Here is a 22,812-nt window from a genome sequence, read left to right as displayed (position 1 = left end):
ATCGGTTGCAGGAAGACAATGGCCGACGTCGACACGCTGGATATGCTCAGCAAACTGACCGCCGAGAGTTTCTCGCTCGGCGACGTGATCACCCTGGCCTCGACCTTGACGCAGGACGGCCAGCCGGCCCTGGCCGACCAGGCCTACAAGATCTGGATCCGCTTCAATTCCGAGCATCCACAGCTGAGCGTGGCGCACTTCAACCGCGCCGTCCTGCAATCCGCGCTCGGTGACAACCCCGGGGCGATCGCCTCCCTGGAGACGGCGATCGCCCTGAACGCCGATTTCCTGCCGGCCTATGTGAACCTGGGCGGCCTGCAGGAGCGCGCCGGGCTGTCGGAGATGGCCATCGCCACCTGGGAGACCGGCGCCAATCGTCCCGCCGTCATGAACGGCGTGGGCGTCGGCTACGCCTTCACCTGCCTCAAGCAGATCGCGCGCGTGCTGGGCGACCTGCACCAGCCCGTCCGGGCCGAGATGGCCCTGTTGCGCGCCGCGGACCTCGATCCGCACGCGATGGACGTGATCGGTCAGCTGGTGGCGATGCGCCTCAGCCAATGCAAATGGCCGGCGGTGCAGCCCAACGAGCGCCTGAGCCGCGAAACCTTGCTGAAGGGCGTCAATCCGCTGTCGGTGGCGGCCTATACCGACGACCCTCTCCTGCAACTGGCCGCTGGCAACTATTTCGTCGAGCGCGAGGCCAAGGTCACGCCCGAGCAGGTCCGCGCCGACCGCCGCGACGCCCCGATCGACCTCTCCGGCCGCCGCCCGCGCATCGGCTACATTTCGTCCGACCTGCGCGACCACGCCGTCGGCTATCTGATGGCCGAACTGTTCGAGGTGCACGACAAATCCAAGGTCGAGGTCTTCGCCTACTACTGTGGGCCGGAGTCCAGCGACGGTCTCAACACCCGCATTCGCGCCGCCGTCGAGCACTTCACCGATATTCGTCCGATGACGGACGACGAGGCCGCTCAGCGCATCGTCGACGACGGCATCGACATCCTGGTCGACGTCAATGGCCACACGCGCGACGCTCGCACCGCCGTCTTCGCGCGTCGTCCGGCTCCCATCCTGGTCAATTGGCTGGGCTATCCCGGCACGATGGGCAGCGACTATCACCATTACATCATCGCCGATCCGTGGATCATTCCGCCGGAGATGGAGCTCTACTACTCCGAGGCCGTCCGCCGGATTCCTTGCTATCAGCCCAACGATCGCCGTCGGAAGGTGGACGAGACCGTCCCGAGCCGCGCCGACGCCGGCCTACCCGAGGACGGCTTCGTGTTCTGCTGCTTCAACGGCCCGCAGAAGATCACGCCGTACGTGTTCGATCGCTGGATGGAGATCCTCAAACGCACCTCTGGCAGCGTGCTGTGGCTGTTGGACAGCAATCCGGAGACCAACGCGCGCCTGCGCGACGCGGCCGAGGCGCGAGGCGTCGACCGGACACGCCTGGTCTTCGCGCAGAAGATGCAGAACGCCTTCCACTTGGCGCGTTACCGCCTGGCGGACCTGTTCCTCGACACCACCCCCTACGGCGCCCACACCACGGCCTCGGACGCGCTCTGGATGGGCGTGCCGATGCTGACCTGGTCGGGCCGCTGCTTCGCTTCGCGGGTTTGCGGCAGTCTGGTGCGCAACGCGGGCCTGCCCGAACTGGTCGTCGACAGCCCCGAAGCCTATGTCGAGAAAGCGGTCGAGCTGGGCGCTGATCCGGCGAAGACCCGGGCCCTGCGCGCGACGCTGGAAGCCAACCGCGACACCTGCGTGCTGTTCGACATGGACCTGTTGGCCGCCAAGCTGGAAGAGCTCTATGGCGAGATGATCGCCGAGCATCAGGCCGGCCAGCGACCCCGGCCGAACCTGACCAACATGTCGACCTATCTCGACATCGGGCTGGCCCTGGACCGCGACGATCGCGAGATGCAGGCCGAACCGGACCTGCATGGCCTCTATCGCCACGAGCTGGCGCGGCGTCACCAGGTCAAGGCCATCCCCGCCGACAACCGGCTGTGGGCGGGCGACACCCCGTGAGTCGCCGGCGGCTGGAGGCCCTGAAGCTCGACGGCTACGCCCCGCGCGACCTCCTCGACGTGGGGGCGAACGTAGGGGACTTCACCCGCGAGCTCCTGCAGGCTTTTCCGGACTGCGTCGCGACCCTGGTGGAAACGACTTCGGACGTCGGCCACGAGGGCGTAATCGCCCTCGGCAAGGATCGTCTGGACGACCGGCTGGCCGGCCGTCGCTTCGACTTCGTGAGGATCGACGGGTCCGGCGAACTCGACCTCTTGCGTGGCGGGAAGACCCTGCTGCGCCAGGCGGATTACGTGCTGGTCGAGGTCCCGGCCGGCGACCTCGCCGAGTCCGTGATGACCCAGATGACGTCGATGGGATTTGTCCCGGCCGACCTCACGGCCTCCGATGATCGGATGGAGGTCCTGTTCACGCGCCGGGCGGCCCGGCCGTCGCAGTTCGGCCGGCTGACCACGCTCAACGACCTGACCGGCCTGGTGGCCCACCTGCGGGCGCGAAAGGCGCAGAACCCCGACTTCCGCGTCCTGCTGATCGGCGGCGGTCCCGCCGGCTGGCCGGGGGATCTTCGCGACGCGGTCCTGGGCGGCGACAGCGTCGCGTTTCCGGGCGACCTTTCCGATCCGGACACCTATCGCGCCATTCTGGCCCACGTCGCCCGAGAAGGCCGCTTCGACTACGCCGTCGCGCCGCACGTGCTCCAGACGCTGGCCCGGCCCTCCGTTCTGCTGGAGCGGCTGCCGCTGGTCGCCGAGGTCGGCTGGATCACGACGCCGTCGCGCTATCTCGAAGCCCTGAAGCCCGAGGGCGAGCACCGGGGCTTCGCCCATCACCGCTGGGGCGTCGACCTTGATCAAGGGACCCTGGTCCTGGCGCCCAAGACGCCGCTGATCGAGCACATGGTGTTCCCGGGCGAGACCGTCTGGGCGCAGGCGCTGAACCGCTACGAGCTGCAGGTCGGCTGGCGGGGCGGCCTGCGGTTCGAGATCCTGGGCGGGGAGGGGGCGTCGCCGCCGCGCGACGAAGCCCTGGCCCTGATGGGACGCTTCTTCGAGGGCGTCGCCGCCGACGCCGCGCCGGCCAGCCCGCCGAAGCTGGATGTCGCCGCCGAACTGGCCCAGGCCTTGGCCACCGCCCGCGACGCCAGCGGTGTCCTGCATCCTCTGGGCCGGATGAAATTCTACCACGACGCGGTCAGCCTGATCCTTTGCGAGCCCCTGACCCGCGAGCGCCTCGACCTGTTCGAGACCCTGCTGGCCGAGGCCGAAGCCATGGACGTTCGGCCGCCCGCGCCGGAATGGACCGACTGGGTCATCCACTATCGCGTGGTGCTCGAGGCCCTGACCGGCGCCCATCTCGACGATCCGACGCCGCCCGCGCCGAATGACGGGCCCCAGACCTTCCTGACTGGCGACGGCCAGAGCCTGGATGGCGCGGGGCTGAGGGCCCATGCCGACGCCCTGGGCGTGCAGGCGGTGTTCTTCGCCGCCGCCGACGAGCGCTATGTCGAACTCTACGGCCGCTGGCTAGCCCTGTCGGTGCTCAAGCACAGCGACGTGCCGTTCCTGGTGGTGATCCACGTGATCGGCGGAGGCGAGCGCTTGGCGGCGGCCGCCGCGACGGTCAGAATCGACGATCCGCGCGTGGTCTTCACCGGCGACGGCTTCGACGCCTCGGCGGTGACCACCAAGTGCTACGAGGCGCCGCCCAAGGGCCTGATCGAGATCCCGGTCGCCCACTACCAGTCGGTGCGCTTCCAGCGCCTGGGGGGGCTGCTGGAGCTGTTGCACAGGCCGGTGTTTGTGTCCGACATCGACCTGCTTTTGCAACGCGGCGTCTCGGATCTGCTGGAGAAATGGCCTGACGCCGACCTCGTGATCAACGAGAACGACCGCAACATCCAGGCCGGCTCGCGCATCACCGCCAACCTGCTGCTGGCCCGTCCGACCCCGGCGACGGCGATCCTGCTGCGCTGGCTAAGAGTCTATCTGGATGAGCGTCTGTCGCGCCCGACCGTCACCCGTTGGATCGACCAGGTGGCCCTGAACCTGGCTCGCCATCACCTGGCGTGGCACGTTCCGGACGCGAAGATCGGGGCCTTCGACACGCTTAGCGACATCAACAACGTGATGTTCAGCGAGTACATCCCCGGTCACCCGTTCCGGTTCCTGTCGCTGTATCACGGGTTCGATACGTCGACCCTGGAGGAGTAGGGGCGGCGCTAGAACTCGGCGCGCGCCCGCATCAGCACCGCGCCGCCGGCCTCCGCCCAGAGCTCGGCGCCGCCATCGACCAAGCGACCCTTCGCCACGATCGTCTCGCCCGCGAAGGCCGGCTTCACCGCCCGGAACGCGAAGCGCGTCAGCGGGCGCGGGGGAAGGATCTCCAGCAGTAGCAAAGCGATCAGCGGACCGTGGACCACCAGGCCGGGATAGCCCTCGACGCCGGTCGCATAGGCCTGGTCGTAGTGGATGCGGTGGCTGTTCGAGGTCGCCGCCGAGAAGGCGAACAGCAGCGCCGGATCGGTGGCGGTCTCGCGGCGCCAATCGGCGGGCGGCAAGGGTTCGAGGTCGGGCGCGCGGGGCGCCGGTGGAGCGGCGGTGTAGACGATGGTCTGGCGCTCGGCGACGCGAACCTCGCCCTGCTGGCCGAACGTCCGATCGAGCGTGACGAAGGCCAGCGGCCCGCTCGCGCCGGGCTTTTCGGTGACGCCGGCGATCGTCTCGACAACCTCGGTCTCCTGGCCGGAAATTAGAGGACCGGGGAAGGTCATCTCCGCCGCCGCGAACATCCGCCGGGGCGCTTCGATCGGCGGCAGGAACAGGCCACGTCGGGGATGGCCGTCGAGGCCAAGGTCCGACCGTCGGACGGGCTCGGCGAGGCAGGCCCAGTGCCAGGCCGGCGGGACCACGTCCGGCGCCTCCGGCCGGTCCAGCACGGCCGCCAGCCGCGCCAGGTCCGAGGTCGCCAGGACCGCCGTTCGCCGTCGCTGCCGACCGATCCAATCCATCAGTACGAGCGCGGCAGGCCGAGCACGTGCTCGGCGACGTAGGCCAGGATCAGGTTCGTCGAGATCGGCGCCACCTGGTAGAGGCGCGTCTCGCGGAACTTGCGCTCGATGTCGTACTCCTCGGCGAAGCCGAAGCCGCCATGGGTCTGCAGGCACATGTCGGCCGCCGCCCACGAGGCCTCCGAGGCCAGCATCTTGCCGATGTTGGCTTGCTCGCCGCAGGGAAGTCCGGCGTCGTAGCGCGCGGCGGCGTCATAGACGGTCAGGCGCGCGGCATGGGCCTGGGCGTAGGCGCGGGCGATCGGGAACTGCACGCCCTGGTTCTGGCCGATCGGGCGGCCGAACACCACGCGGCTCGACGCATAGTCCCGGGCCTTGCCGATCAGCCAGGCGGCGTCGCCCAGACACTCGGCCCCGATCAGGATCCGTTCGGCGTTCATGCCATCCAGAATGTAACGGAAGCCTTGGCCTTCCTCGCCGATGAGGCTGTCGGCCGGGATGATCAGGTCGTCGAAAAAGAGTTCGGTCGTGGCGTGGTTCAGCATGGTGGCGATCGGCTTGATCGTCAGCCCACGGCCTTTCGCCTCGCGCATGTCGACCAGGAAGACCGACAGACCCTCGCTCTTGCGCGCGACCTGGTCCTTGGGCGTGGTGCGGGCCAGCAGCACCATCAGGTCGGAGTGCTCGGCCCGGCTGGTCCAGACCTTCTGGCCGTTGACGACGTATGTGTCGCCCTCGCGGCGAGCGAAGGTCGAGATCGAGGTGGTGTCGGAGCCTGCGGTCGGTTCGGTGACACCGAAAGCCTGCAGCCGGATCGAGCCATCGGCGATCCGGGGGAGCCAGGTTTCCTTCTGCTCGGGCGAGCCGTGCCGCAGGACCGTTCCCATGGTGTACATCTGGGCGTGCAGGGCGGCCGCGTTGCCGCCGCTGGCGTGGACCTCTTCCAGGATCGCCGCCGCGGCGGTCAGGCCAAGCCCGCCGCCGCCATGCGTTTCAGGGATCAGCACGCCCAGCAGGCCGGCCTTGGTCATGGCGGCCACGAAGTCGGTCGGATAGGCCTTCTCGCGATCCAACGCGCGCCAGTAGGGCGGCGGGAAGTCGCGGCAGAGCGACCGCACCGTCCGGCGCAGGGCTTCGATCAACTCGGGATCGGCCTGCGACATCAGATCCGCTCGAAGACCAGGGCCGGCGCCATGCGGTTCCTGTCACGGATAGAGGCGGTCATGGAGCGGCTCCGACGTCATCGCGATTTGTTAGATACGCGAGGGCCAGGCCTCAACAAGTTTTCGGCGCCGGCGGTCGCCAGGCGACCCTAGTCGTCCGGCCCGAAGGCCAGTTCGCTAAGGTTCAGCGTCTAAAAGAGAAGGAATGGTGGGTGTAGTAGGATTCGAACCTACGACCCGCTGATTAAGAGTCAGCTGCTCTACCAACTGAGCTATACACCCATTCGACGGTCCGAAGCACTTGCGAGCCCCGGCGGCGAGGCGCGGAACATACGCAATGAATTTGGGAGCGCAAGCGCTTTTTTCATGGCCAGACGAGATATCAGCGGAGCCGTGGATTTCGCTTACCTGGAAGGGTTCGCGGCGGGGGATTCCGGAGTCGTCGACGAGGTGCTGGCGCTGTTTCGCGAACAGGCCGCGCTGTGGACTCCGATGCTGGATCCCGGCCATCCCGGCTGGAAGGACGCGGTCCACACGGTCAAGGGCGCGGCGCGGGGAGTCGGCGCCTTCGCGCTCGGCGAGGTCTGCGAGCGCTGCGAGGCGGGCGAGGAGAGCCTAGAAGCGGTCAAGACGGCTCTGGACGTCGCCCTGATGGACATCGCCGCCTACGCCCACGAACAGGCGCTGCGCTCGCTGAAGGGCTAGAGCCACTGACTCATAATCAGCGGGCCCAAGCTTCAGCCAAAAAAATAGGGACCGAAGCAAGGCTTCGGCCCCATGAGGAGGAGGTTGCTAGAGCGCGCCCTAGAACTTGGCGCGCATGGTGACCTGATAGGTGCGGCCGTCGTAGTCGATACGGCGCGGCAGCATCGGATCGTTCTCGTATTCCGAACGGGTCGCGTCGGTCAGGTTGAAGGCGTCGACCGAGACCGTCAGGTCCTTGGTCACATTGAACGAGGCCGACGCGTCCAGCTGGCTGCGCGCCTTGACGGTGCGGGCGTCGCCGACGAACGAGTTGCCGGCGGCCAGGTCGTACTTGTCACGCCAGTTGTAGACCAGGCGGACGCCGCCCCACTTGGCTTCGTAGTAACCGATGACGTTCAGGTTGTTCTTCGACACGCTGGGCAGGGTGATCTTGTTGCCCGCCGTGTCCTTGCCGTCGATCTTCGTATACGAGTAGTTGAACGCACCACCGAAGTTCTTCCAGAAGCCCGGCAGGAAATCGAGGTTCTGCTGGATGTTGAACTCGAAGCCGGTCACTTGCATCGGCGACTGGTTGGTCTTGCCGCTGATGTTGACCTGGGCGTTCTTCAGGACGCCGCCGGCGCCGACGAACTTGTTCGAGCTGACGCAGCGCGGCGTGCCGGCCGAATTGTCGATGCTGAGCGTGCCCAGGTCGACATCCACGCCGTCGATCTTGCCGCTGGCCGGACAGAGGATCGATTGATCCGTGATCGGACCGATATAGCCCTTGATGTCCTTGCGGTAGGCCGCGATCGAGATCAGGCCGCCCGGGCGGTTGTACCACTCCAGCGACAGGTCGTACGAGTTGGAGGTGTACGGCTTGATGTCGGTGGCGCCGAGCGTGACCGTATAGACCGGATCGGTCGGCGGGTTCACGTCGACCGGAACCTGGACGAAGGTCGTCGGCACGTTGTCGCGCGGTTGCGGACGGACGTAGGTGCGGTAAGCGGCGGCGCGGAAGACCAGGTTGTCGCGCAGGTCGGCGACCACGATCGCCGAGGGCAGCCAGTAGTCGAAGTTGTTCTTGCGGGTCGAGGTGGTCAGCGAGTGGTTGATCGGCCCCGCGACGTTCGCCAACGCGGCGGCGCAGTTCTTACAGTTCAGGGCGACGATCTTCTGCTCGGTGTATTCGTAGCGCGTGCCGACGGTGCCACGGACCGGAACGCTGAACAGTTCGGTCTTGAACTTCGCGGCGAGATACGCCGAGAAGACGTCGTTCTGGTTGCTGAAGTTGTTGTTCCAGTAGTTGCCGTCCGTGTAGTTGTTCACCACGCCATAGGGCGTCAGGAACACCCCGGGCGCGCCCAGCGCGAACTGGTCGGGCAGGCCGTTCGGATTGGTCGCCGTGCGTAGGTTGGTGTTGACCGGCGTGATCGCTTTCAGAATCCGGTCGATGTCGACGTTCATCCAGTTTGACGTGGCGCCCGCCGCTTGGCCGCCGAAGAAGTCCTTCGCGTAGCCGAGCTGACCGGCCATGTCCGGCGTGATGTTCTGGGTCTGGGCCCCCAGCGCGGTGTTGCGCGAGCCGGTCGAGGTGAACTTGTTGTGCTCGGCGCGGCCGCCGAACGTCAGGTTCGTAAAGATCGAGGCGTCCAGCGAACGGTCGAAGTCGAGCTGGAACGCGTCCAGGACGTTGTCGGCGTTGCCGCTGGTGCCGGTGACGCCGAACTTGTCGCCGGCGGTGGTCGCGCTCTGGCCGGGCATCTGGGCGCCGGCCTGGGTCGCGGCGGTCGCCGTGGCCGGGATCAGGAAGCCGCCATTCGGCAGGTGGGTGGCGTGCGGCGTGTTCAGGACCGCCGTGTAGTTCGCCAGGTCCGTCCCGCCCAGGTTCACCGAGGTGGTGATGCCGTTCAGGCCGGCCGAACCGAGGTTGCGGTAGGGGTTCTGGACGACGTCCAGCTCGATCTGATTGGCCTGGGCCTGGGCGCGCGAGACGGTGAGGGCGGCTGTCGCCTTCCACGCGTCGTTCTTGAATTCCAGGCTCGGGTTGATGGCCCAGGTCTGGTTCTTGGCGGGCTCGGAGCGGACCGAGTCGAAGGTGTTGATGTTCGCGGCCGAGAACTTGTTGATGTAGGCGCGATCGCCGTTCGGCGTCTTGACGATGTAGGGCGTACCGATGTCGCTGATCACCGCGACGGCCGAGGTCGCGCTCAGCGCGGTGTTGGTGTTGTTGCCCGGGCCCGCGTCGATATAGAGCAGGTTGTTGGTCGCCTCATCCAGCTTGCGCTTGGTGATGAAGGCGTTGGCGCCGAACTTCCACTCGTCGTTGATCCGCCATTCGAAGCCGCCGGCCGATGACAGGGTCGTGCCGCGGTTGAACTTCACCAGCTGGCGGGTCTGGCTGGGATAGTAGACGCCGCCCGGATACTTGGCGATCAGGGCGTCATAGGTGGGGTTGTTGCCCGGCGTGGCCTGGTTGCCGACCTGGATCGAACCGAGCTTGTTGGCCCACGAGTTCACCGTGATCGAGTCGCGGCGGAACTTCTCGTCCTTCCAGGCCACGACGCCGAACACGGCGAAGTCGTCGGAGAGGTGCTTGTTGTAGCCGATCGAGGCCAGCGGGCTGCCGAGGTTGCCCAGGTCGTTGTACTCGTAGGACAGCTTGGCGAAGCCGCCGTCCTTGCGGGCCAGGGCCGGGTTGATGCGCAGGTCGATATTGCCCGACAGGCCGCCGGCCAGGTTCGACGCCGACGGCGACTTGATGACGTTGATCGCCGTGAAGATGTCCGAGTTGAAGGCGCCCAGCGGGGTCGAGCCGTTCAGGATGGGATCGGCGAAGGCGCCGCCGTTCAGCGTGGTGCGCGCGAACGAGCCGGGCAGGCCGCGCAGCGAGATCGTGGCGTTGCGGCTGTCGGCCTCGCGGTTGATCTGGATGCCGGGAATCCGCTGGATGGCTTCGCCGACGTTCAGGTCGGGGAAGCGGCCCAGGCCGTCCGACGAGATGCCGTCCGAGATTTCCAGTGTCTCGCGCTTGGTCGAGATGGCGTTGGCGTAGGCCTGACGGAATCCGGTGACAACAACGGCTTCAACGGTTTCGGCCTCGGGCTTCGGCCCCGCCGCGGGCGCGGCTTGGCGCGCTTCGGCGGCCGAGCCGACCGCCAGGGCCGCGCACGACGCCATCAGGGCGGCGCGAAGCGCGAAGGTGTTGCGAGCATGGATCATGAGAAATGCCTCCCCCGGCGCACTGACCTGGCGCCCTTGAGAGAGACTTATCCGACCAGTTCGTGCCGTTGTCAATAATTGGTAATGCCACTTGCGAAGATGTGGCGCCCACTTGGTCAGGCCAAAACCATAGGATGTGGACTAACCGCTCGCCAATGGAAGCGCGCCCAATGCGCGAAAGGCAGCATGCCTTGAATCTCTTTGGAAAACCCTGCCTTCGGGCGTCGAGAGGTGCGACATAGAGGCGCGTCGCGGCCGCCATTTGTCCGACCAATGGTATGACCAGATTGAGCGTCTGACTTGACCGCCATTCGGCCCAGATCGGCCAGTCAATTTACGGATGCGTAATTGGCGAGGCGGATGTGGCTTCGTTACAACGGGGCCTCGTCACGAGGAGACATCCCATGCCCCCAAGCCCCTGGAGCCATCAACGCAGCGCCGGCGTCGCCGACGACATCGACTTCGAGATCAAGGGCGAGGAACTGCAGTTCGTCGAGATCGAACTGGATCCGGGCGAGAGCGCGGTGGCCGAGGCCGGCGCCTTCGTCTGGAAGGACGCCAGCGTCCAGATGACCACCGTGTTCGGCGACGGCTCGGCCGATCAGGGCGGCGGCTTCATGGGCAAGCTCCTGGGCGCGGGCAAGCGGCTGGTCACCGGCGAGAGCCTGTTCACCACGGTCTTCACCCACACCGGCCAGGGCAAGGCGCGCGTGGCCTTCGCCTCGCCGACGCCCGGATCGATCCTGCCGCTGAACCTGGGCCAGCTGGGCGGGACGCTGATCTGCCAGAAGGACAGCTTCCTGGCCGCCGCCCGCGGCGTATCGATCGGCATCCACTTCCAGAAGCGGATGATGACCGGCCTGTTCGGCGGCGAGGGGTTCATCATGCAGCGCCTCGAGGGCGACGGTTGGGTGTTCGTGCAGATGGGCGGCGCCCTGGTCGAGCGCACGCTGGCGCCGGGCGAGGAGCTGCATGTCGATACCGGCTGCCTGGCGGCCTATACGCCGGGCGTTGATTTCGACCTGGTCATGGCCGGCGGCGTGAAGAGCGTGTTGTTCGGCGGCGAGGGCCTGTTCTTCGCCCGCCTGCGCGGCCCGGGAAAGGTCTGGATCCAGTCTTTGCCGTTCGCGCGCCTGGCCGGTCGTATGCTTCAGGCCGCCCAAGGCCAGGGCGGCAATCGCGGCGAGGGTAGCATCCTCGGGCAGTTCGGCAATCTGATCGACGGGAACTGATCCGCAAAAGCTGTCATCCCGGACAAGCGCATAGCGCGCAGAGCCGGGACCGCCGGTAGCTCCGAGCTCGTGGCGGTCCCGGCTCTCCGCTTCGCTACGGCCGGGATGACAATTTCACGGACCCTTCGTCTTGTCCCAGCTGTCGTATTCGTACGCGATGCAGCGGTCGATCAGCGTGCGCCAGACCGGTTCGGCGATGGCTTCCGACAGGCCCGAGGCGCGCGCGGCGGCCTTGACCTTGGTCACCACATCCTCGATCCGCGCGCGGTCGAACACCTTGCCGCGGTCGGCCTTGATGCGGGCGGCCGCGTCCATGTAGCCCTGACGCTCGGTCAGGAGCTGGACCAGGGCCCGGTCCAGGGCGTCCACGCCCTGTCGCACATCGGCCATGGTCTGGCAGTCGGCAGGCGCGAGGCGCTCGTCGACCGTGAGAGTCGTCGTTTTCATGGGCCCCTTTAAGCCGGTTCCGCGGCCTAAAACCAGAGCTTGGCAGGCTTAAATGCCCGCGCCGTTGTCCATGGTGCGCAGGGCCGCCTCGTGGGCCTCGGCCTCGGCCTTCAGCCAGGTCACGAACGCCTTGACCTGGGGCAGGCGACCCTTGGCCTTGGGGTGGACGACGTAGTAGGCGAAGTCGACCGCCGTGGAGGCCTCGAACGGGATGACCAGGCGCCCCGAGTCGAGGTCGGCCTGGGCCAGGGTGCGCTTGGCCAGGGCGATGCCGCGGCCGTTGGCGGCGGCCTCGATGACCAGGCTGGACTGGTTGAAGCGCGGCCCCCGCGCGCCGTCGACGCCCTTGATACCGCGCGCGGCCAGCCACATCGCCCAGTCGGGGCAGCTGTCGTCGGCGTCGGGCGAGCCGTCGTGCAGCAGGATATGGTGGGCGAGGTCCTCGGGGCGCTCCAGGGCGTTGTCGGCCAGCAGGTTCGGACTGGCGACCGGCACCACCGACTCGTGCATCAGGCGGACGACCTCCAGACCCGGATAGCGGCCCGAGCCGTAGCGGATGGCCATGTCGACCTCGCCCGTGGCGAAGTCCACGACCTCCATGCCGGCCGACAGCCAGACGTCGACCTGGGGATGGGCCTGCTCGAACTTGCCCAGGCGCGGGACCAGCCACTTGGCGGCGAACGAAGGTGCGGCGGTCAGGGTCAGGCGGCGGCCGTCGACGGCGGCGGTCAGCAGGCTGGCGGCCTCGGCCAGGCGGTCGAAGGCCTCGCGCAGGGCGGGCAGGGCGGTCTGGGCCGCGTCGGTCAGCAGCAGGCCCTTGGGCGTGCGCTTGAACAGGGCCGCGCCGACATAGTCCTCGAGATTCTGGATCTGCTGGCTGACGGCGCCGGGCGTCACCGACAGCTCGTCGGCGGCGCGGCTGAAGTTCAGATGCCGCGCGGCGGCCTCGAACGCGCGCAGGGCGTTCAGGGGCGGCAGGCGGCGGCGCTCGTTCGGTCTTTCCATGAGTTTTACTGAACGCCCCGGCAGAAGTCCTTGTTTGCGAATTGGCCTCTTCGCGTCGACTTTGCAAGCGTTCGCTGACGGATCGGCCCTTTTCGTTAGTGGACGCCGTGGGGCGGCCGCGAGGCCGCCCCACTATTTCTTCAAGGCCAATGGCAGGGGTGGTTCGAAAGGACCGCCCCGCATTGCGTTCCGCCGGTCTATTCCGATCGCGTTGATAGAGGTTCTAAACAGCATGGCCCGCTCGCCGGTCCGAAACGCCCTGACCCGCAATGGCAAGCCTGGCCTTGTCGCCGTCGGCGGCGCGCGCGTCGATCGCGCGCCCGGCGCGGTGTGGCTGGTCGGCGCGGGGCCCGGCGATCCGGACCTGCTGACCTTCCGAGCCTTCAACGCCCTGCGGGCGGCCGACGTCGTGGTGCATGACGGCCTGGTCTCCGAAGAGATCCTCGACCTGGCGCCCTCGGCGGCGCGGCGGATCAATGTCGCCAAGCGCAAATCGCGCCATATCCTGCCGCAGGACGGCATCAACCAGTTGATCGTGGCCCTGGCCCTGGACGGCCTGACCGTGGTTCGCCTGAAGGGCGGCGACCCGTTCCTGTTCGGGCGCGGCGGCGAGGAACTGCTGGCCTGTCGGGAGGCCGGCGTCGTTTGTCACGTCGTGCCCGGGGTCACCGCCGCCCTGGCCGCCAGCGCCGGCGCTGGCGCGCCCCTGACCCATCGCGGCGCGGCCCAGGCCGTCACCTTCGTTACCGGCCACGCCGCGCACGGCGAGCCTGACCTGGACTGGGCCGCTCTGGCGCGTCCGAACCAGACCGTCGTCGTCTATATGGGCGTCTCGACGGCGGGCCTGATCGCCGAGCGCCTGACCGCCGCCGGTCGCGCGGTGTCGACTCCGGCTCTGATCGTCGAGAACGCCAGCCGCGCCGACGAGCGCCGCATCCAGACCACCCTGGCCGGCCTGGCCGAGGCCGCTGAAGGCGTGACTGGCCCGGCGCTGCTGATGGTCGGCGAGGCCATGGCCTTGGCCGACGTCGGTTCGGTCGCCGCCGAAATCTCCCAATCCGTTTCGTTCGAGGCGAGCGCGCGTTCATGAAAGCCATCACCGCCAACCGCCTGCTCGACGGCGACGTCGTGTTCTGGAAGTCCGGCCAATGGGTCGAGCGCTTCGGCGACGCGCAGCTGTTCGACGAAGACCAGGCTGACGCGATCGAAGCCGCCGTCGCCACGGGCAAGGGCCAGCCGACCGTGGTGGTAGACGTCTATCCGATCGACTTGACCCCGTCGGAAGGCCACTGGGCCCCCGTCAGCTATCGCGAACGCATCCGGGCCCTGGGCCCCACCAACGAACCCACCCACGGCAAGCAGGCCGAGGGCGGCGACGTCGTCGAGGCCCTGCGCCACGCGGCGGGCGCGGCGCGCTCGACCGGCCGCGTCGATCTGATCCGCAGGAAGTAGGGCGGAAGCCATGTACCAGTACGACGTCATCGACAAAGAATTCCTCGTCGACCGCTCGAACGAGTTCCGCGGCCAGGTCGGCCGCCGCTTGTCGGGCGAGCTGACCGAGGACCAGTTCAAGCCGCTGCGGCTGATGAACGGCCTCTATCTGCAGCTGCACGCCTACATGCTGCGGATCGCCATTCCGTACGGTTCGCTGAACCCGACCCAGACCCGCCGGCTGGCGCAGATCGCGCGCGACTACGACAAGGGCTACGGCCATTTCACCACGCGCCAGAACATCCAGTTCAACTGGATCAAGCTGAAGGACGCGCCGGACATCCTGGACAAGCTGGCCGAGGTGGACCTGCACGCCATCCAGACCAGCGGCAACTGCATCCGCAACACCACCTCCGACCCCTATGCCGGCGCCACGGCCGAGGAGATCGACGACCCGCGCGTCTGGTCCGAAGTGATCCGGCAGTGGTCGACCCTGCACCCGGAATTCTCGTTTCTGCCGCGCAAGTTCAAGATCGCCGTCACCGCCTCGGCCAAGGACCGCACGGCGGCCAAGGTGCACGACATCGGCCTGCTGCTGCGCCAGGGTCGTGACGGCGCGCACGGCTTCGAGGTGATCGTCGGCGGCGGCCAGGGGCGCACGCCCTATGTCGGCCCGACCATCAAGCAGTTCCTGCCGACCGATCGGCTGCTCAGCTATCTGGAAGCCATCCTGCGCGTCTACAATCGCCACGGCCGCCGCGACAACATCTACAAGGCCCGGATCAAGATCCTGGTCGCCGCCCTGGGCGCCGAGGAGTTCGCGCGCCAGGTGGAAGAAGAATGGAGCAAGATCGACGCCGTCCGCGCCGACCTGCCCGCCGGCGAGCTGGCCCGCATCCGCGCGTCGTTCGCCACGACCCCGTTCGAGGCCCTGCCGGCCCGCTCGGAGATCTTCGAGGTCGCCAAGGCCAACGACAGCGCCTTCGCCCGCTTCGTGCGGAACAACGTCCGCGCCCACAAGCAGCCGGGCTACGCGATCGTCGAGGTCTCGCTGAAGGCCCAGGAGCAGACCCCGGGCGACGCCTCTGCCGACCAGCTGGACGTCGTCGCCGACCTGGCCGAGCGCTACAGCTTCAGCGACCTGCGCGTCACCCACGCCCAGAACCTCGTCCTGCCGCACGTGAAGCTGGACGACCTGCCGACCGTGTTCGCCACCCTGCAGGCCAACGGCCTGGCTACGCCGAACATCGACCTGATCAGCGACATCATCGCCTGCCCGGGCCTGGACTACTGCGCCCTGGCCAATGCCCGCGCCATCCCGATCGCTCAGGACATCGCCCGCCAGTTCGCCGATCCCGATCGCGCCGAAGAGGTCGGCGAGCTGAAGATCAAGATCAGCGGCTGCATCAACGCCTGCGGCCACCACCACGTGGCCCACATCGGCGTCCTGGGCGTCGATAAGAAGGGCGAGGAGTTCTACCAGCTGTCGCTGGGCGGCTCCGGCGCCGAGGACGCCTCGATCGGTAAGATCCTGGGCCCAGCCCTGCCGGCCGACAAGGTGGCCACGGCCGTCGAGCAGTTGGTCGGCGCCTATCTCGACGTCCGCGCCGACGGCGAGCGCTTCCTCGATACCTATCGCCGCGTCGGCCTCGAGCCCTTCAAGGAGGCTGTCTATGCCCAGGCTGATTGAGCTGGCGGACGGTCAGGCCCGCTGGGCCGACGACGCCTTCGTCCACATCACCGACGAGGACGCCATTCCGGAAACGGGCGACGTGATCCTGACCCTGGCCCGCTTCGAGACCGAGGGCGACGCCCTGCTGTCGTCGAACAGCCGCCGGGTCGGGGTGAGGATCGAGTCCGATCAAGAGGTCGAGGTCCTGGCCTATGACCTGCCGCGTATCGCGGTGGTGGCCCTGGCCTTTCCGAAGTACCGCGATGGCCGCGCCTACACCTCGGCCCGCCTGCTGCGCGAGCGGTTCGGCTATCAGGGCCAGGTGCGCGCCGTGGGCGACGTGCTGCAAGAGCAGGCCGGCTTCATGGTCCGCTGCGGCTTCGACGCGTTCGAGGCCGCCGACGGCGCCACGCCCGAGGCCTGGACCAAGGCCGCTGGCCGCTTCCGCCACGTCTATCAGCGCGCCGCCGATGGGCGTGAAGTCGCGTTCGAGGAAAGGGCTCGCTGATGGCCTATGACCAGACCGCCACGAGCGCTTCCGGCCTCGCGGCCCGGCTAGACGCCGAGTTGCGCGACGCCCATCCGCTGACCATCCTGCGCGCCGCCTACGATCACTTCGGCGATCGGCTGGCGCTGGTCTCGTCGTTCGGGGCGGAGTCGGCCGTGCTGCTGCACCTGGCCTCACAGGTGTCGCCCGGCATTCCGGTGCTGTTCCTGGACACCGGCATGCTGTTCGGCCAGACCCTGGACTATCGCAAGAACCTCGCGGCCCAGTTCGGCCTGACCGACGTGCGCGACCTGCGCCCGGCCTTCACGGACCTGGCGACCCAGGACCCGAACTCGGACCTGTGGCGCAGCAGCGTCGACGCCTGCTGCAACATCCGCAAGGTCCTGCCGCTGGACCGCGCCCTGGGCGGCTTCGACGGCTGGATCACCGGCCGCAAGCGTTTCCATGGCGGCGATCGCCTGAGCCTGCCGGTGGTCGAGGAGGCTGACGGCAAGATCAAGTTCAACCCGCTGGCCAATTGGGCCAAGGCCGAGCTGGACGCCTATGTGGCCGAGCACAAGCTGCCGGCTCACCCGCTGGTGGCCCAGGGCTACGCCTCGATCGGCTGCTGGCCGTGCACCAAGCCGTCCGAGGACGGCCGCTCGGGCCGCTGGGCCGGCCTGGAGAAGACCGAGTGCGGCATCCACGTCGCCCGCGCGCCCGGCGTCGCGCCGAACGTCGGCGGCGACATCTAGCTAAGCCGGCAGGCGCGTCGAGCGGGGCAGGGCCAGGCGCTCGGCCTCCTCGCGGGCCAGGAACCGCAGTTCCACGACCGCGCCGCCATGGCGCCGATTGCGGATTGTGACCTCGCCGCCGTGCGCGTCGGCCAGCGCCTTGACCACGGCCAAGCCTAGGCCCGAACCACCGGTCGCCCGGGTGCGGGAGAGGTCCGCGCGCCAGAAACCCTCGAAGGCGCGATGGTCCGCCGGGAAGCCGGGGCCGCGATCGGCCGCCTGCAGCACGCACTCGCCGTCCTGCGTGAAGGTGCGGACCGATAGGCGCCGGCCCTCGGCGGCGTAGCGGCGGGCGTTCTCCAGCACCGCCCGTAGCATCTGCCGCACGCGGGCCGGATCGGCGCGGACCAGGGCGGGCTGAAGATCCGTCTCGACCGCCATCTGCGCCGCGGCGAACTGCGGGGCCAGGGCGTGGAGCACCGACAGCGTCTCCTCGGCCAGGTCGCAGTCGGCGACTTCCAAGGCCAGGGCGCCGGTCGAGCCCAGACTGACCGTGCGCAGGTCGTCGATGATCCGCGACAGGTCGTTCACCTGAGTCAGCAGGGCGCGCATCTGCGCATCGTCGCGCGGAAAGACGCCGTCCAGCGCGCCCTGGATATAGCCGTTCAGCACGGTTAGGGGCGTGCGCAACTCGTGGGCGATCGCGGCGGACTGGAACCGCATTCGCCGCTCAGAGCTCTCCAGCGCCTCGGCCTGGGTGTTGAAGCCGTCGACTAGGCTCTGCAATTCTAGGGTCAGCTTTGGCGGCGCGACAATGCGGTGGCTGAAGTCGCCGGCGCCGATCTTCTTGGCCCCTTCGGCGACGGCGTTGATCGGCGCGGCGAAGCGACTGGCGATCCGACCGGACAGCCAGACGCAGACGACGATGACCAGCACCGACAAGACCGCGACGCCGGCATAGCTCAGCACGACCGCGCGGGTCTGCTCGGCCGACATGGTCTTGAGCAGGGCCAGCATATCCGCGTGGGAAGGGACCTCGTTGCGGTCCAACTGCTCGATGGCGTGGACCAGGCGGGGAGGAATACGGCTCTTGATCTCCAGATTGATCAGCCTGTCGATCCCGGCCGAGGCCGTGGCGATGAACAGGACCGCGCAGACCAGCATCCAAGCGATGGCCACGCCCAGGCGGCGAGCGAGGGTTGGCGGGGTCTTCACGCCGCGCCGACCAGGCGATAGCCGACGCCGCGCACATTGACGACGAAGCCCACGGCCCCCGCGGCCTCCAGCTTGCGCCGCAGGTTGCTGACGTGGCTATCGACGGTGCGCTCCAGCGCGTCGCTGTCGGGCAGACAGGCGTCGAGGATCTCGGCCCGGCTCAGCACCCGCATGGGGGCGTTGAGGAACCGGACCAGGATGCGGAACTCGCTGAGCGTCAGATTCAAGGTCGTCGCGCCGGCGTCGGGATCGACCACGCGAGCCACGTGGGCGGAGAGATCGGCCTCGATCGGGCCGTGGCGCAAAAGGCCGGCCCCGCCGCCGCCGCGGGTCCGTCGCAGCACCGCCTTGACCCGCGCCACCACCTCGGCCGGATTGAAGGGCTTCACGACATAGTCGTCGGCGCCCATCCGTAGGCCGGTTAGGCGGTCGATATCCTCGGCCATGGCGGTGGCGAAGATCACCGGCGTGTCGCCGCGTCGCCGCACCTCGGCCAGCACCGCGTAGCCGTCCTTCTTGGGAATGTTGACGTCCAGCAGCAACAGGTCGGGATTGAGGCTGCGGTGCTGCTGCAGCGCCGTCTCGCCGTCGGCGGCGCAGACCACGCGCAGGCGTTCGCGCTCCAGATAGGTCTGCAGGATGCGGGCGATGTCGGGATCGTCCTCGACCACGCAGATCAGCGCGTTTTCCATCTTCGGGGTCCTGAAGGTGAGCGGCGGATCGTGGCGCGGGACTGTCGAGGGTTCGTCGAGGTTCGGCGCAAACCTCGCGAGCTTGATGCAAGGCCCGCGGATCGGCGTTCTGGCAAATGAATTACTCTTAAGGTCGCCCCCACGCGACCTCCACACTTCGCGCGCAAACCCTCCATCGCCCGTCGCCATCAAGGCTCCACGTCCCGCCGGCCCCCACGCCGGCCTCGTCAACAACGATGGAGCCTTCTCCGATGCTGAAAATCACGATGATCGCCACGGCCCTGCTGAGCGCCGCCGTCGCCGCCCCCGCCATGGCTCAAGACGCCGACGCGTTGAGCGGCCTCTACGCCGGGGCCGAGGTCGGCTACGCCAAGCCCAAGACCAAGCTGGACTTCACGCCCAAGACGGGCGCCGCGGCCGCTGGTTCGGCCAACAAGACCGGCTTCGACTACAGCGGCTTCGTCGGCTACGGCGCGGTGGTCGGCGAGAGCCTCTATCTGGGCGGCGAAGCGTCGCTGGGCGCCGGCGGCGGCAAGGTCTCGCGCAGCCTGGCCGGCCAGCGGGTCACGGTCGATCCAGGCCTGCGCTACGGCGCGGCCGCCCGCGCGGGCTTTGTCGTCACCGAGGGCGGTCTGCTGTACGGCAAGGTCGGCCTGGAGCGTCGCAAGGTCGAGGCCTCGATCATCGGCTCCAAGAAGAAGGTGACCGAGAAGGGCCTGGTCTACGGCGTCGGCTACGAACAGCAGCTGAGCGGCAACCTCTCGCTGCGTGGTGAGGTGTTGCGTGTGAAATACGACGACAAGAGCGCCACTTTCGCGGGCGGCGAGAAGCTGAACCTCGACGGCAAGGAGACCCGCGTGAACCTGGGCGCGGTCATTCGCTTCTAGGACCGCCGGCCACGCCGCCCGGGTCAATCTCCCGGGCGGTAGGTCTTCACGGCGTGCTTCTGGACGTCTTCCGGGTAGAAATAGACGTCGCGCAGATTGCCTCGGCTGTAGCGCAGGGCCTGATCGTTGAAGTGCGGGGAGGCGGGATCGCCGCTTTCGCCGCCGGCCGAGACGGCGCGGGCCCGGACCTTGTCGCCGAACTGAACGACCGCCACGAAGCTGTTGCCCAGGGTGCCATAGTATTTCTTGGTTCCGGGCCAGCGCTTGGCCCCGAACGAGGCCAGCGAGCCCCACTGGGCCGAGGTGAACGGCACGGGGATGCTGGGCTTGGCGTCGTCGAAGGTCTGGACGATCGAACCGTCGTTGCGCTGGAAGCGATTGATCTGGCCCCAGGGGGTCTTCCACGATCCGAAGTCGGCCGTCAGGCGATCCGAGGCCTCGGCCAGGGCCGAGAGCTTCTCGGCGGCGGTCAGCTTGTCGGCCATGTAGTCGTAGGGATTAAGCCCCTGGGCCTTGGCGGCCGGCGCGGCCTTGGCCCACATCGCCTCGCCCCAGAACACGGCCAGCGAGGTCTCGGTCGACTGGGCCGACCAGCGCTTGTCCCAAGCCTTCAGGGCGGCGACCTGATCGGCTGTCTTGGCCTTGACCGGATCGCCGTCGGGTGTCGTGTCATAGGCGGCGACCAAGGTCGGGACCAGCCGCGCGAAGGCCGTCAGGTACGGGTCGTAGGCCTTGTCGATCAGGCCGCCCAGGGTGAGGTTCTTGGCGTCCTTCAGGACGAGGTCGGCGTGGACGCCGCGCGGGTTCTCGCCGGCGCTGTCCATATATTTCGGATAGTCGGCCTTCTTCGGACTGTAGGGGCCAGCGGCCGTGTAAGGCCAGTTGTTGGTGTTGAAGGCCCAGCCGTTCGGCGGGTTCAGCACGTGCGGCGCGTCCTTCAAGGCGTGCAGGCCCTTCCAGTCGGTGGCCGGGTCCGAACCGTCGACTGGCTTGGTGTAGTCGAAGCGGTCGTCGCGGATCGGGATGAACTGCGGGTGCAGATAGGCGATCTCGCCCTTGCTGTCGGCGAAAAGCGTGTTGTTCGACGAATTGGCCTTCAGCTCGGCCACTTTCATGAACGACGCGTAGTCGGTGGCCTTGGTGCGCAGGAACGACTGCTCAAGGGCCGCCATCGGCTTGTTCATCAGGGCGATGCTGATCCACTTGCCGCCCTCCTCGCGCACGATCGGGCCGTGGTGGCTTTTGAAGACGGTGAAGCGCTTTGTCGCCATCGTCCCATCGGCGGCGCGGTAGGGAACGGCGATCACCTCGCTCTTCAGCGGGCGCAGCGCCTTGCCATACTTGTAGAAGCGCTGGCCGTCCTTCTCGACGATGGTCTCGGCGAACTCGTCGACCACGTCGACGCCGCTGGAGGTGTGCATCCAGCCGGCCTTGGCGTTGAAGCCCTGGTAGATGAAGAACTGGCCCCAGGTCGTGGCCCCGTAGGCGTTCAGGCCCGCATCGCTGGCCACCTGCATCTCCGAGCGGAAGAAGAAGCTGGTGTGGGGGTTGATCAGCAGCAGGGCGTGGCCCTCCAGCGTATTCTTCGGCGCGATGACGAAGCCGTTCGACCCCTTGGGCTCCTTGAACAGCAGGCCCTTCTCGTCGGCGGTCATGGCCAATTGCCGTTGACCATAGAAGGCCTCCAGCTGGGTCAGGGCCACGCGCTCGATGTCGCCGCCGATGCTGCCCTCCGAGAAGCTGAGCGCCATCCAGGGCTCGAACCGGGTGATGACCTTCGGCTTCACGTCGGGATGGGTGGCCAGATAGAAGTTCAGCCCGTCGGCCCAGCCGTTCATCAGCGCCTTCAGCCAGGCCGGGCTTCTGGCGTAGTCGGCCTTCAGCACGACCGGATCGATGAACAGTTTCTGGCGCAGGTCGGCCCAGATCGCCTTCTCGCCCTCGGCCTGGGCCGTGCAGCCCAGCGAGGTCATGAAGTTGGTCTCGACCCGGTTGAAGTCGTCCTCGGCCTGGGCGTAGGCCATGCCGAACACCGCGTCGGCGTCGGTTTTTCCGTGAATGTGGGCGATGCCCCAGTCGTCGCGCGTGATCTGGACCTTGGCGGCGCGGGCCTTGAGGGCGGCGAGGTCATCGGCTCGGGCGGGCGCGGCGGCCAGCACGGCGACGAGCGCCAAGACGCTGATCGAAAGACTACGACGCATGATCATCCCCAACACCGCCAAGGCGGGGATCCAAGCCGAGTTCGGGGATCAATTCTAGTCCGCGTCGCGCGCGAAGGGCGACTTCATTCCCCGCCTCGACGAGGCGCGCGGATTTCGTGCGGAGGTCGCGCCTATTGCGGCGGGCAGCCCTTGAACTCGCCGACCTTAATGACCGACAGGCTGGAGAGGTCGACGCCGCCCAAGGCTCGCATCGAGCCGGCGCCGAAACCGCTGAACAGGTCCAGCTTCAGGCCCTTGATCGCGCCGCCGATGTCGGAGGCGTACCAGTAGCCGTCGTGCGTGCCGCCGTCGGGCATCGGCAGGCCGACGGTTTCCTTGATGAAGATCACGGTGCGGCGCGGGATCACCTTGGGATCGACCGCGACGGTCCGCATGGCCGCGACCTTGCAGCCCAGCGAGTCGAACGCGCGGATGCCCTTGGCGCCAGCGTGGTACATCGTCGCTTTCATCTTCCACTCGACCGAGCCGGGCAGGGCGCCGCCGCTCAGGGCCGAGGTGATCAGGTCGCCCAGCGGGTCGACACGCTGCGTCGAGGCGGACTCGGTATCGGCGGCATGGGCGAGAGCGGGAAGGGCGAATGCGGAGATGACCGCGGTGGCCAAAATTCCGGCGAGCTTGCGTCGCATCGAGGGGGACCTCTTATCGGCGTGTCTGTCGGGCGGCGGTCTGAATATT

General features: G+C 67.8%; 19 protein-coding genes and 1 tRNA gene. 10 read left to right on the top strand and 10 right to left on the bottom strand.

Annotated elements, in window-relative coordinates; genetic code table 11:
* The first annotated feature begins 18 nt into the window (after positions 1 to 18).
* On the top strand, positions 19 to 2,037 hold the full coding sequence (locus tag ABIC66_RS06875) for an O-linked N-acetylglucosamine transferase, SPINDLY family protein (protein WP_354068832.1): 2,019 nt from the start codon (positions 19 to 21) through the stop codon (positions 2,035 to 2,037).
* Positions 2,034 to 4,247 (top strand): FkbM family methyltransferase, encoded by a 2,214-nt coding sequence (locus ABIC66_RS06870; RefSeq protein ID WP_502910318.1) that lies wholly within the window; start codon positions 2,034 to 2,036, stop codon positions 4,245 to 4,247. The genes ABIC66_RS06875 and ABIC66_RS06870 overlap by 4 nt, the downstream gene beginning before the upstream one ends.
* 8 nt (positions 4,248 to 4,255) lie before the next feature.
* On the opposite strand, the gene ABIC66_RS06865 is transcribed toward ABIC66_RS06870, so the two are convergent.
* From ABIC66_RS06865 to ABIC66_RS06855, 3 genes are all read right to left on the bottom strand, one after another.
* Positions 4,256 to 5,044, bottom strand: a complete 789-nt coding sequence (locus ABIC66_RS06865; protein WP_354068830.1) for an HTD2 family dehydratase — start codon at positions 5,042 to 5,044, stop codon at positions 4,256 to 4,258.
* Positions 5,044 to 6,207, bottom strand: coding sequence for an acyl-CoA dehydrogenase family protein (locus ABIC66_RS06860; protein WP_354068829.1), 1,164 nt, complete (start codon positions 6,205 to 6,207; stop codon positions 5,044 to 5,046). The genes ABIC66_RS06865 and ABIC66_RS06860 overlap by 1 nt, the downstream gene beginning before the upstream one ends.
* A gap of 206 nt (positions 6,208 to 6,413) precedes the next feature.
* Positions 6,414 to 6,489 (bottom strand) — tRNA-Lys (locus tag ABIC66_RS06855).
* Positions 6,490 to 6,573: 84 nt separating this feature from the next.
* Here ABIC66_RS06855 and ABIC66_RS06850 point away from each other — a divergent pair.
* Positions 6,574 to 6,912, top strand: a complete 339-nt coding sequence (locus ABIC66_RS06850; protein ID WP_354068827.1) for an Hpt domain-containing protein — start codon at positions 6,574 to 6,576, stop codon at positions 6,910 to 6,912.
* Between the two features lie 99 nt (positions 6,913 to 7,011).
* Here ABIC66_RS06850 and ABIC66_RS06845 read toward each other — a convergent pair whose 3' ends face one another.
* Positions 7,012 to 10,113: a TonB-dependent receptor gene (locus ABIC66_RS06845; protein ID WP_354068825.1), complete on the bottom strand. Its 3,102-nt coding sequence runs from the start codon at positions 10,111 to 10,113 to the stop codon at positions 7,012 to 7,014.
* 404 nt (positions 10,114 to 10,517) lie between these two features.
* Between ABIC66_RS06845 and ABIC66_RS06840 the strand changes: the two genes are divergently transcribed.
* Entirely contained in the window at positions 10,518 to 11,345 is an 828-nt protein-coding gene (locus ABIC66_RS06840; protein ID WP_354068823.1) for a TIGR00266 family protein, read from the top strand.
* Positions 11,346 to 11,459: 114 nt separating this feature from the next.
* Here ABIC66_RS06840 and ABIC66_RS06835 read toward each other — a convergent pair whose 3' ends face one another.
* On the bottom strand, positions 11,460 to 11,792 hold the full coding sequence (locus tag ABIC66_RS06835) for a chorismate mutase (protein WP_354068821.1): 333 nt from the start codon (positions 11,790 to 11,792) through the stop codon (positions 11,460 to 11,462).
* 48 nt (positions 11,793 to 11,840) lie between these two features.
* Positions 11,841 to 12,797, bottom strand: a complete 957-nt coding sequence (gene gcvA / locus ABIC66_RS06830; protein WP_354068820.1) for a transcriptional regulator GcvA — start codon at positions 12,795 to 12,797, stop codon at positions 11,841 to 11,843.
* 232 nt (positions 12,798 to 13,029) lie between these two features.
* Between gcvA and cobA the strand changes: the two genes are divergently transcribed.
* Genes cobA through ABIC66_RS06805 form a run of 5 tightly spaced genes read left to right on the top strand, consistent with a single transcriptional unit; the run spans position 13,030 to position 17,142 of the window.
* A complete protein-coding gene (gene cobA / locus ABIC66_RS06825; protein WP_354068819.1) occupies positions 13,030 to 13,887 on the top strand; it encodes a uroporphyrinogen-III C-methyltransferase in 858 nt (285 codons plus the stop codon).
* On the top strand, positions 13,884 to 14,249 hold the full coding sequence (locus ABIC66_RS06820; RefSeq protein ID WP_354068817.1) for a DUF2849 domain-containing protein: 366 nt from the start codon (positions 13,884 to 13,886) through the stop codon (positions 14,247 to 14,249). The genes cobA and ABIC66_RS06820 overlap by 4 nt, the downstream gene beginning before the upstream one ends.
* A 10-nt stretch (positions 14,250 to 14,259) precedes the next feature.
* Positions 14,260 to 15,918 (top strand): nitrite/sulfite reductase, encoded by a 1,659-nt coding sequence (locus ABIC66_RS06815; RefSeq protein ID WP_354068815.1) that lies wholly within the window; start codon positions 14,260 to 14,262, stop codon positions 15,916 to 15,918.
* Positions 15,902 to 16,408, top strand: a complete 507-nt coding sequence (locus ABIC66_RS06810; RefSeq protein ID WP_354068813.1) for a DUF934 domain-containing protein — start codon at positions 15,902 to 15,904, stop codon at positions 16,406 to 16,408. The genes ABIC66_RS06815 and ABIC66_RS06810 overlap by 17 nt, the downstream gene beginning before the upstream one ends.
* Entirely contained in the window at positions 16,408 to 17,142 is a 735-nt protein-coding gene (locus ABIC66_RS06805) for a phosphoadenylyl-sulfate reductase (protein ID WP_354068811.1), read from the top strand. Before ABIC66_RS06810 ends, ABIC66_RS06805 begins: the two co-directional genes overlap by 1 nt.
* Here the strand turns inward: ABIC66_RS06805 and ABIC66_RS06800 are convergent, their stop codons facing one another.
* Together ABIC66_RS06800 and ABIC66_RS06795 are read right to left on the bottom strand one after the other, a co-directional pair.
* Entirely contained in the window at positions 17,143 to 18,336 is a 1,194-nt protein-coding gene (locus ABIC66_RS06800) for an ATP-binding protein (protein ID WP_354068810.1), read from the bottom strand.
* Positions 18,333 to 19,028, bottom strand: a complete 696-nt coding sequence (locus ABIC66_RS06795) for a response regulator (RefSeq protein ID WP_354068808.1) — start codon at positions 19,026 to 19,028, stop codon at positions 18,333 to 18,335. The genes ABIC66_RS06800 and ABIC66_RS06795 overlap by 4 nt, the downstream gene beginning before the upstream one ends.
* A gap of 251 nt (positions 19,029 to 19,279) precedes the next feature.
* On the opposite strand from ABIC66_RS06795, the gene ABIC66_RS06790 reads away from it, so the two are divergent.
* Positions 19,280 to 19,915: an outer membrane protein gene (locus tag ABIC66_RS06790; protein ID WP_354068807.1), complete on the top strand. Its 636-nt coding sequence runs from the start codon at positions 19,280 to 19,282 to the stop codon at positions 19,913 to 19,915.
* Positions 19,916 to 19,938: 23 nt separating this feature from the next.
* On the opposite strand, the gene ABIC66_RS06785 is transcribed toward ABIC66_RS06790, so the two are convergent.
* Together ABIC66_RS06785 and ABIC66_RS06780 are read right to left on the bottom strand one after the other, a co-directional pair.
* Positions 19,939 to 22,116 carry a penicillin acylase family protein gene (locus ABIC66_RS06785; RefSeq protein WP_354068805.1) on the bottom strand — a complete coding sequence of 726 codons (2,178 nt, stop codon included), beginning with the start codon at positions 22,114 to 22,116 and terminating at the stop codon, positions 19,939 to 19,941.
* A gap of 131 nt (positions 22,117 to 22,247) precedes the next feature.
* Complete coding sequence (locus tag ABIC66_RS06780; RefSeq protein WP_354068803.1) at positions 22,248 to 22,763, bottom strand: 3D domain-containing protein; 516 nt, start codon at positions 22,761 to 22,763, stop codon at positions 22,248 to 22,250.
* Between the last annotated feature and the right edge of the window lie 49 nt (positions 22,764 to 22,812).

Source organism: Caulobacter sp. 1776, from assembly GCF_040545685.1.
Lineage (GTDB): Bacteria > Pseudomonadota > Alphaproteobacteria > Caulobacterales > Caulobacteraceae > Caulobacter.
The sequence above is the reverse complement of the archived record's forward strand: the minus strand, read 5'-3'. Positions and strand labels throughout refer to the sequence as shown.

Bases quoted from the DNA above. Each gene is read 5' to 3' on its own strand.
- ABIC66_RS06875 (WP_354068832.1), top strand. From the start codon at position 19: ATGGCCGACGTCGACACGCTGGATATGCTCAGCAAACTGACCGCCGAG.
- ABIC66_RS06865 (WP_354068830.1), bottom strand. From the start codon at position 5,044: ATGGATTGGATCGGTCGGCAGCGACGGCGAACGGCGGTCCTGGCGACC.
- ABIC66_RS06860 (WP_354068829.1), bottom strand. From the start codon at position 6,207: ATGTCGCAGGCCGATCCCGAGTTGATCGAAGCCCTGCGCCGGACGGTG.
- ABIC66_RS06850 (WP_354068827.1), top strand. From the start codon at position 6,574: ATGGCCAGACGAGATATCAGCGGAGCCGTGGATTTCGCTTACCTGGAA.
- ABIC66_RS06845 (WP_354068825.1), bottom strand. From the start codon at position 10,113: ATGATCCATGCTCGCAACACCTTCGCGCTTCGCGCCGCCCTGATGGCG.
- ABIC66_RS06840 (WP_354068823.1), top strand. From the start codon at position 10,518: ATGCCCCCAAGCCCCTGGAGCCATCAACGCAGCGCCGGCGTCGCCGAC.
- ABIC66_RS06835 (WP_354068821.1), bottom strand. From the start codon at position 11,792: ATGAAAACGACGACTCTCACGGTCGACGAGCGCCTCGCGCCTGCCGAC.
- gcvA (WP_354068820.1), bottom strand. From the start codon at position 12,797: ATGGAAAGACCGAACGAGCGCCGCCGCCTGCCGCCCCTGAACGCCCTG.
- cobA (WP_354068819.1), top strand. From the start codon at position 13,030: ATGGCCCGCTCGCCGGTCCGAAACGCCCTGACCCGCAATGGCAAGCCT.
- ABIC66_RS06820 (WP_354068817.1), top strand. From the start codon at position 13,884: ATGAAAGCCATCACCGCCAACCGCCTGCTCGACGGCGACGTCGTGTTC.
- ABIC66_RS06815 (WP_354068815.1), top strand. From the start codon at position 14,260: ATGTACCAGTACGACGTCATCGACAAAGAATTCCTCGTCGACCGCTCG.
- ABIC66_RS06810 (WP_354068813.1), top strand. From the start codon at position 15,902: ATGCCCAGGCTGATTGAGCTGGCGGACGGTCAGGCCCGCTGGGCCGAC.
- ABIC66_RS06805 (WP_354068811.1), top strand. From the start codon at position 16,408: ATGGCCTATGACCAGACCGCCACGAGCGCTTCCGGCCTCGCGGCCCGG.
- ABIC66_RS06795 (WP_354068808.1), bottom strand. From the start codon at position 19,028: ATGGAAAACGCGCTGATCTGCGTGGTCGAGGACGATCCCGACATCGCC.
- ABIC66_RS06790 (WP_354068807.1), top strand. From the start codon at position 19,280: ATGCTGAAAATCACGATGATCGCCACGGCCCTGCTGAGCGCCGCCGTC.
- ABIC66_RS06785 (WP_354068805.1), bottom strand. From the start codon at position 22,116: ATGCGTCGTAGTCTTTCGATCAGCGTCTTGGCGCTCGTCGCCGTGCTG.
- ABIC66_RS06780 (WP_354068803.1), bottom strand. From the start codon at position 22,763: ATGCGACGCAAGCTCGCCGGAATTTTGGCCACCGCGGTCATCTCCGCA.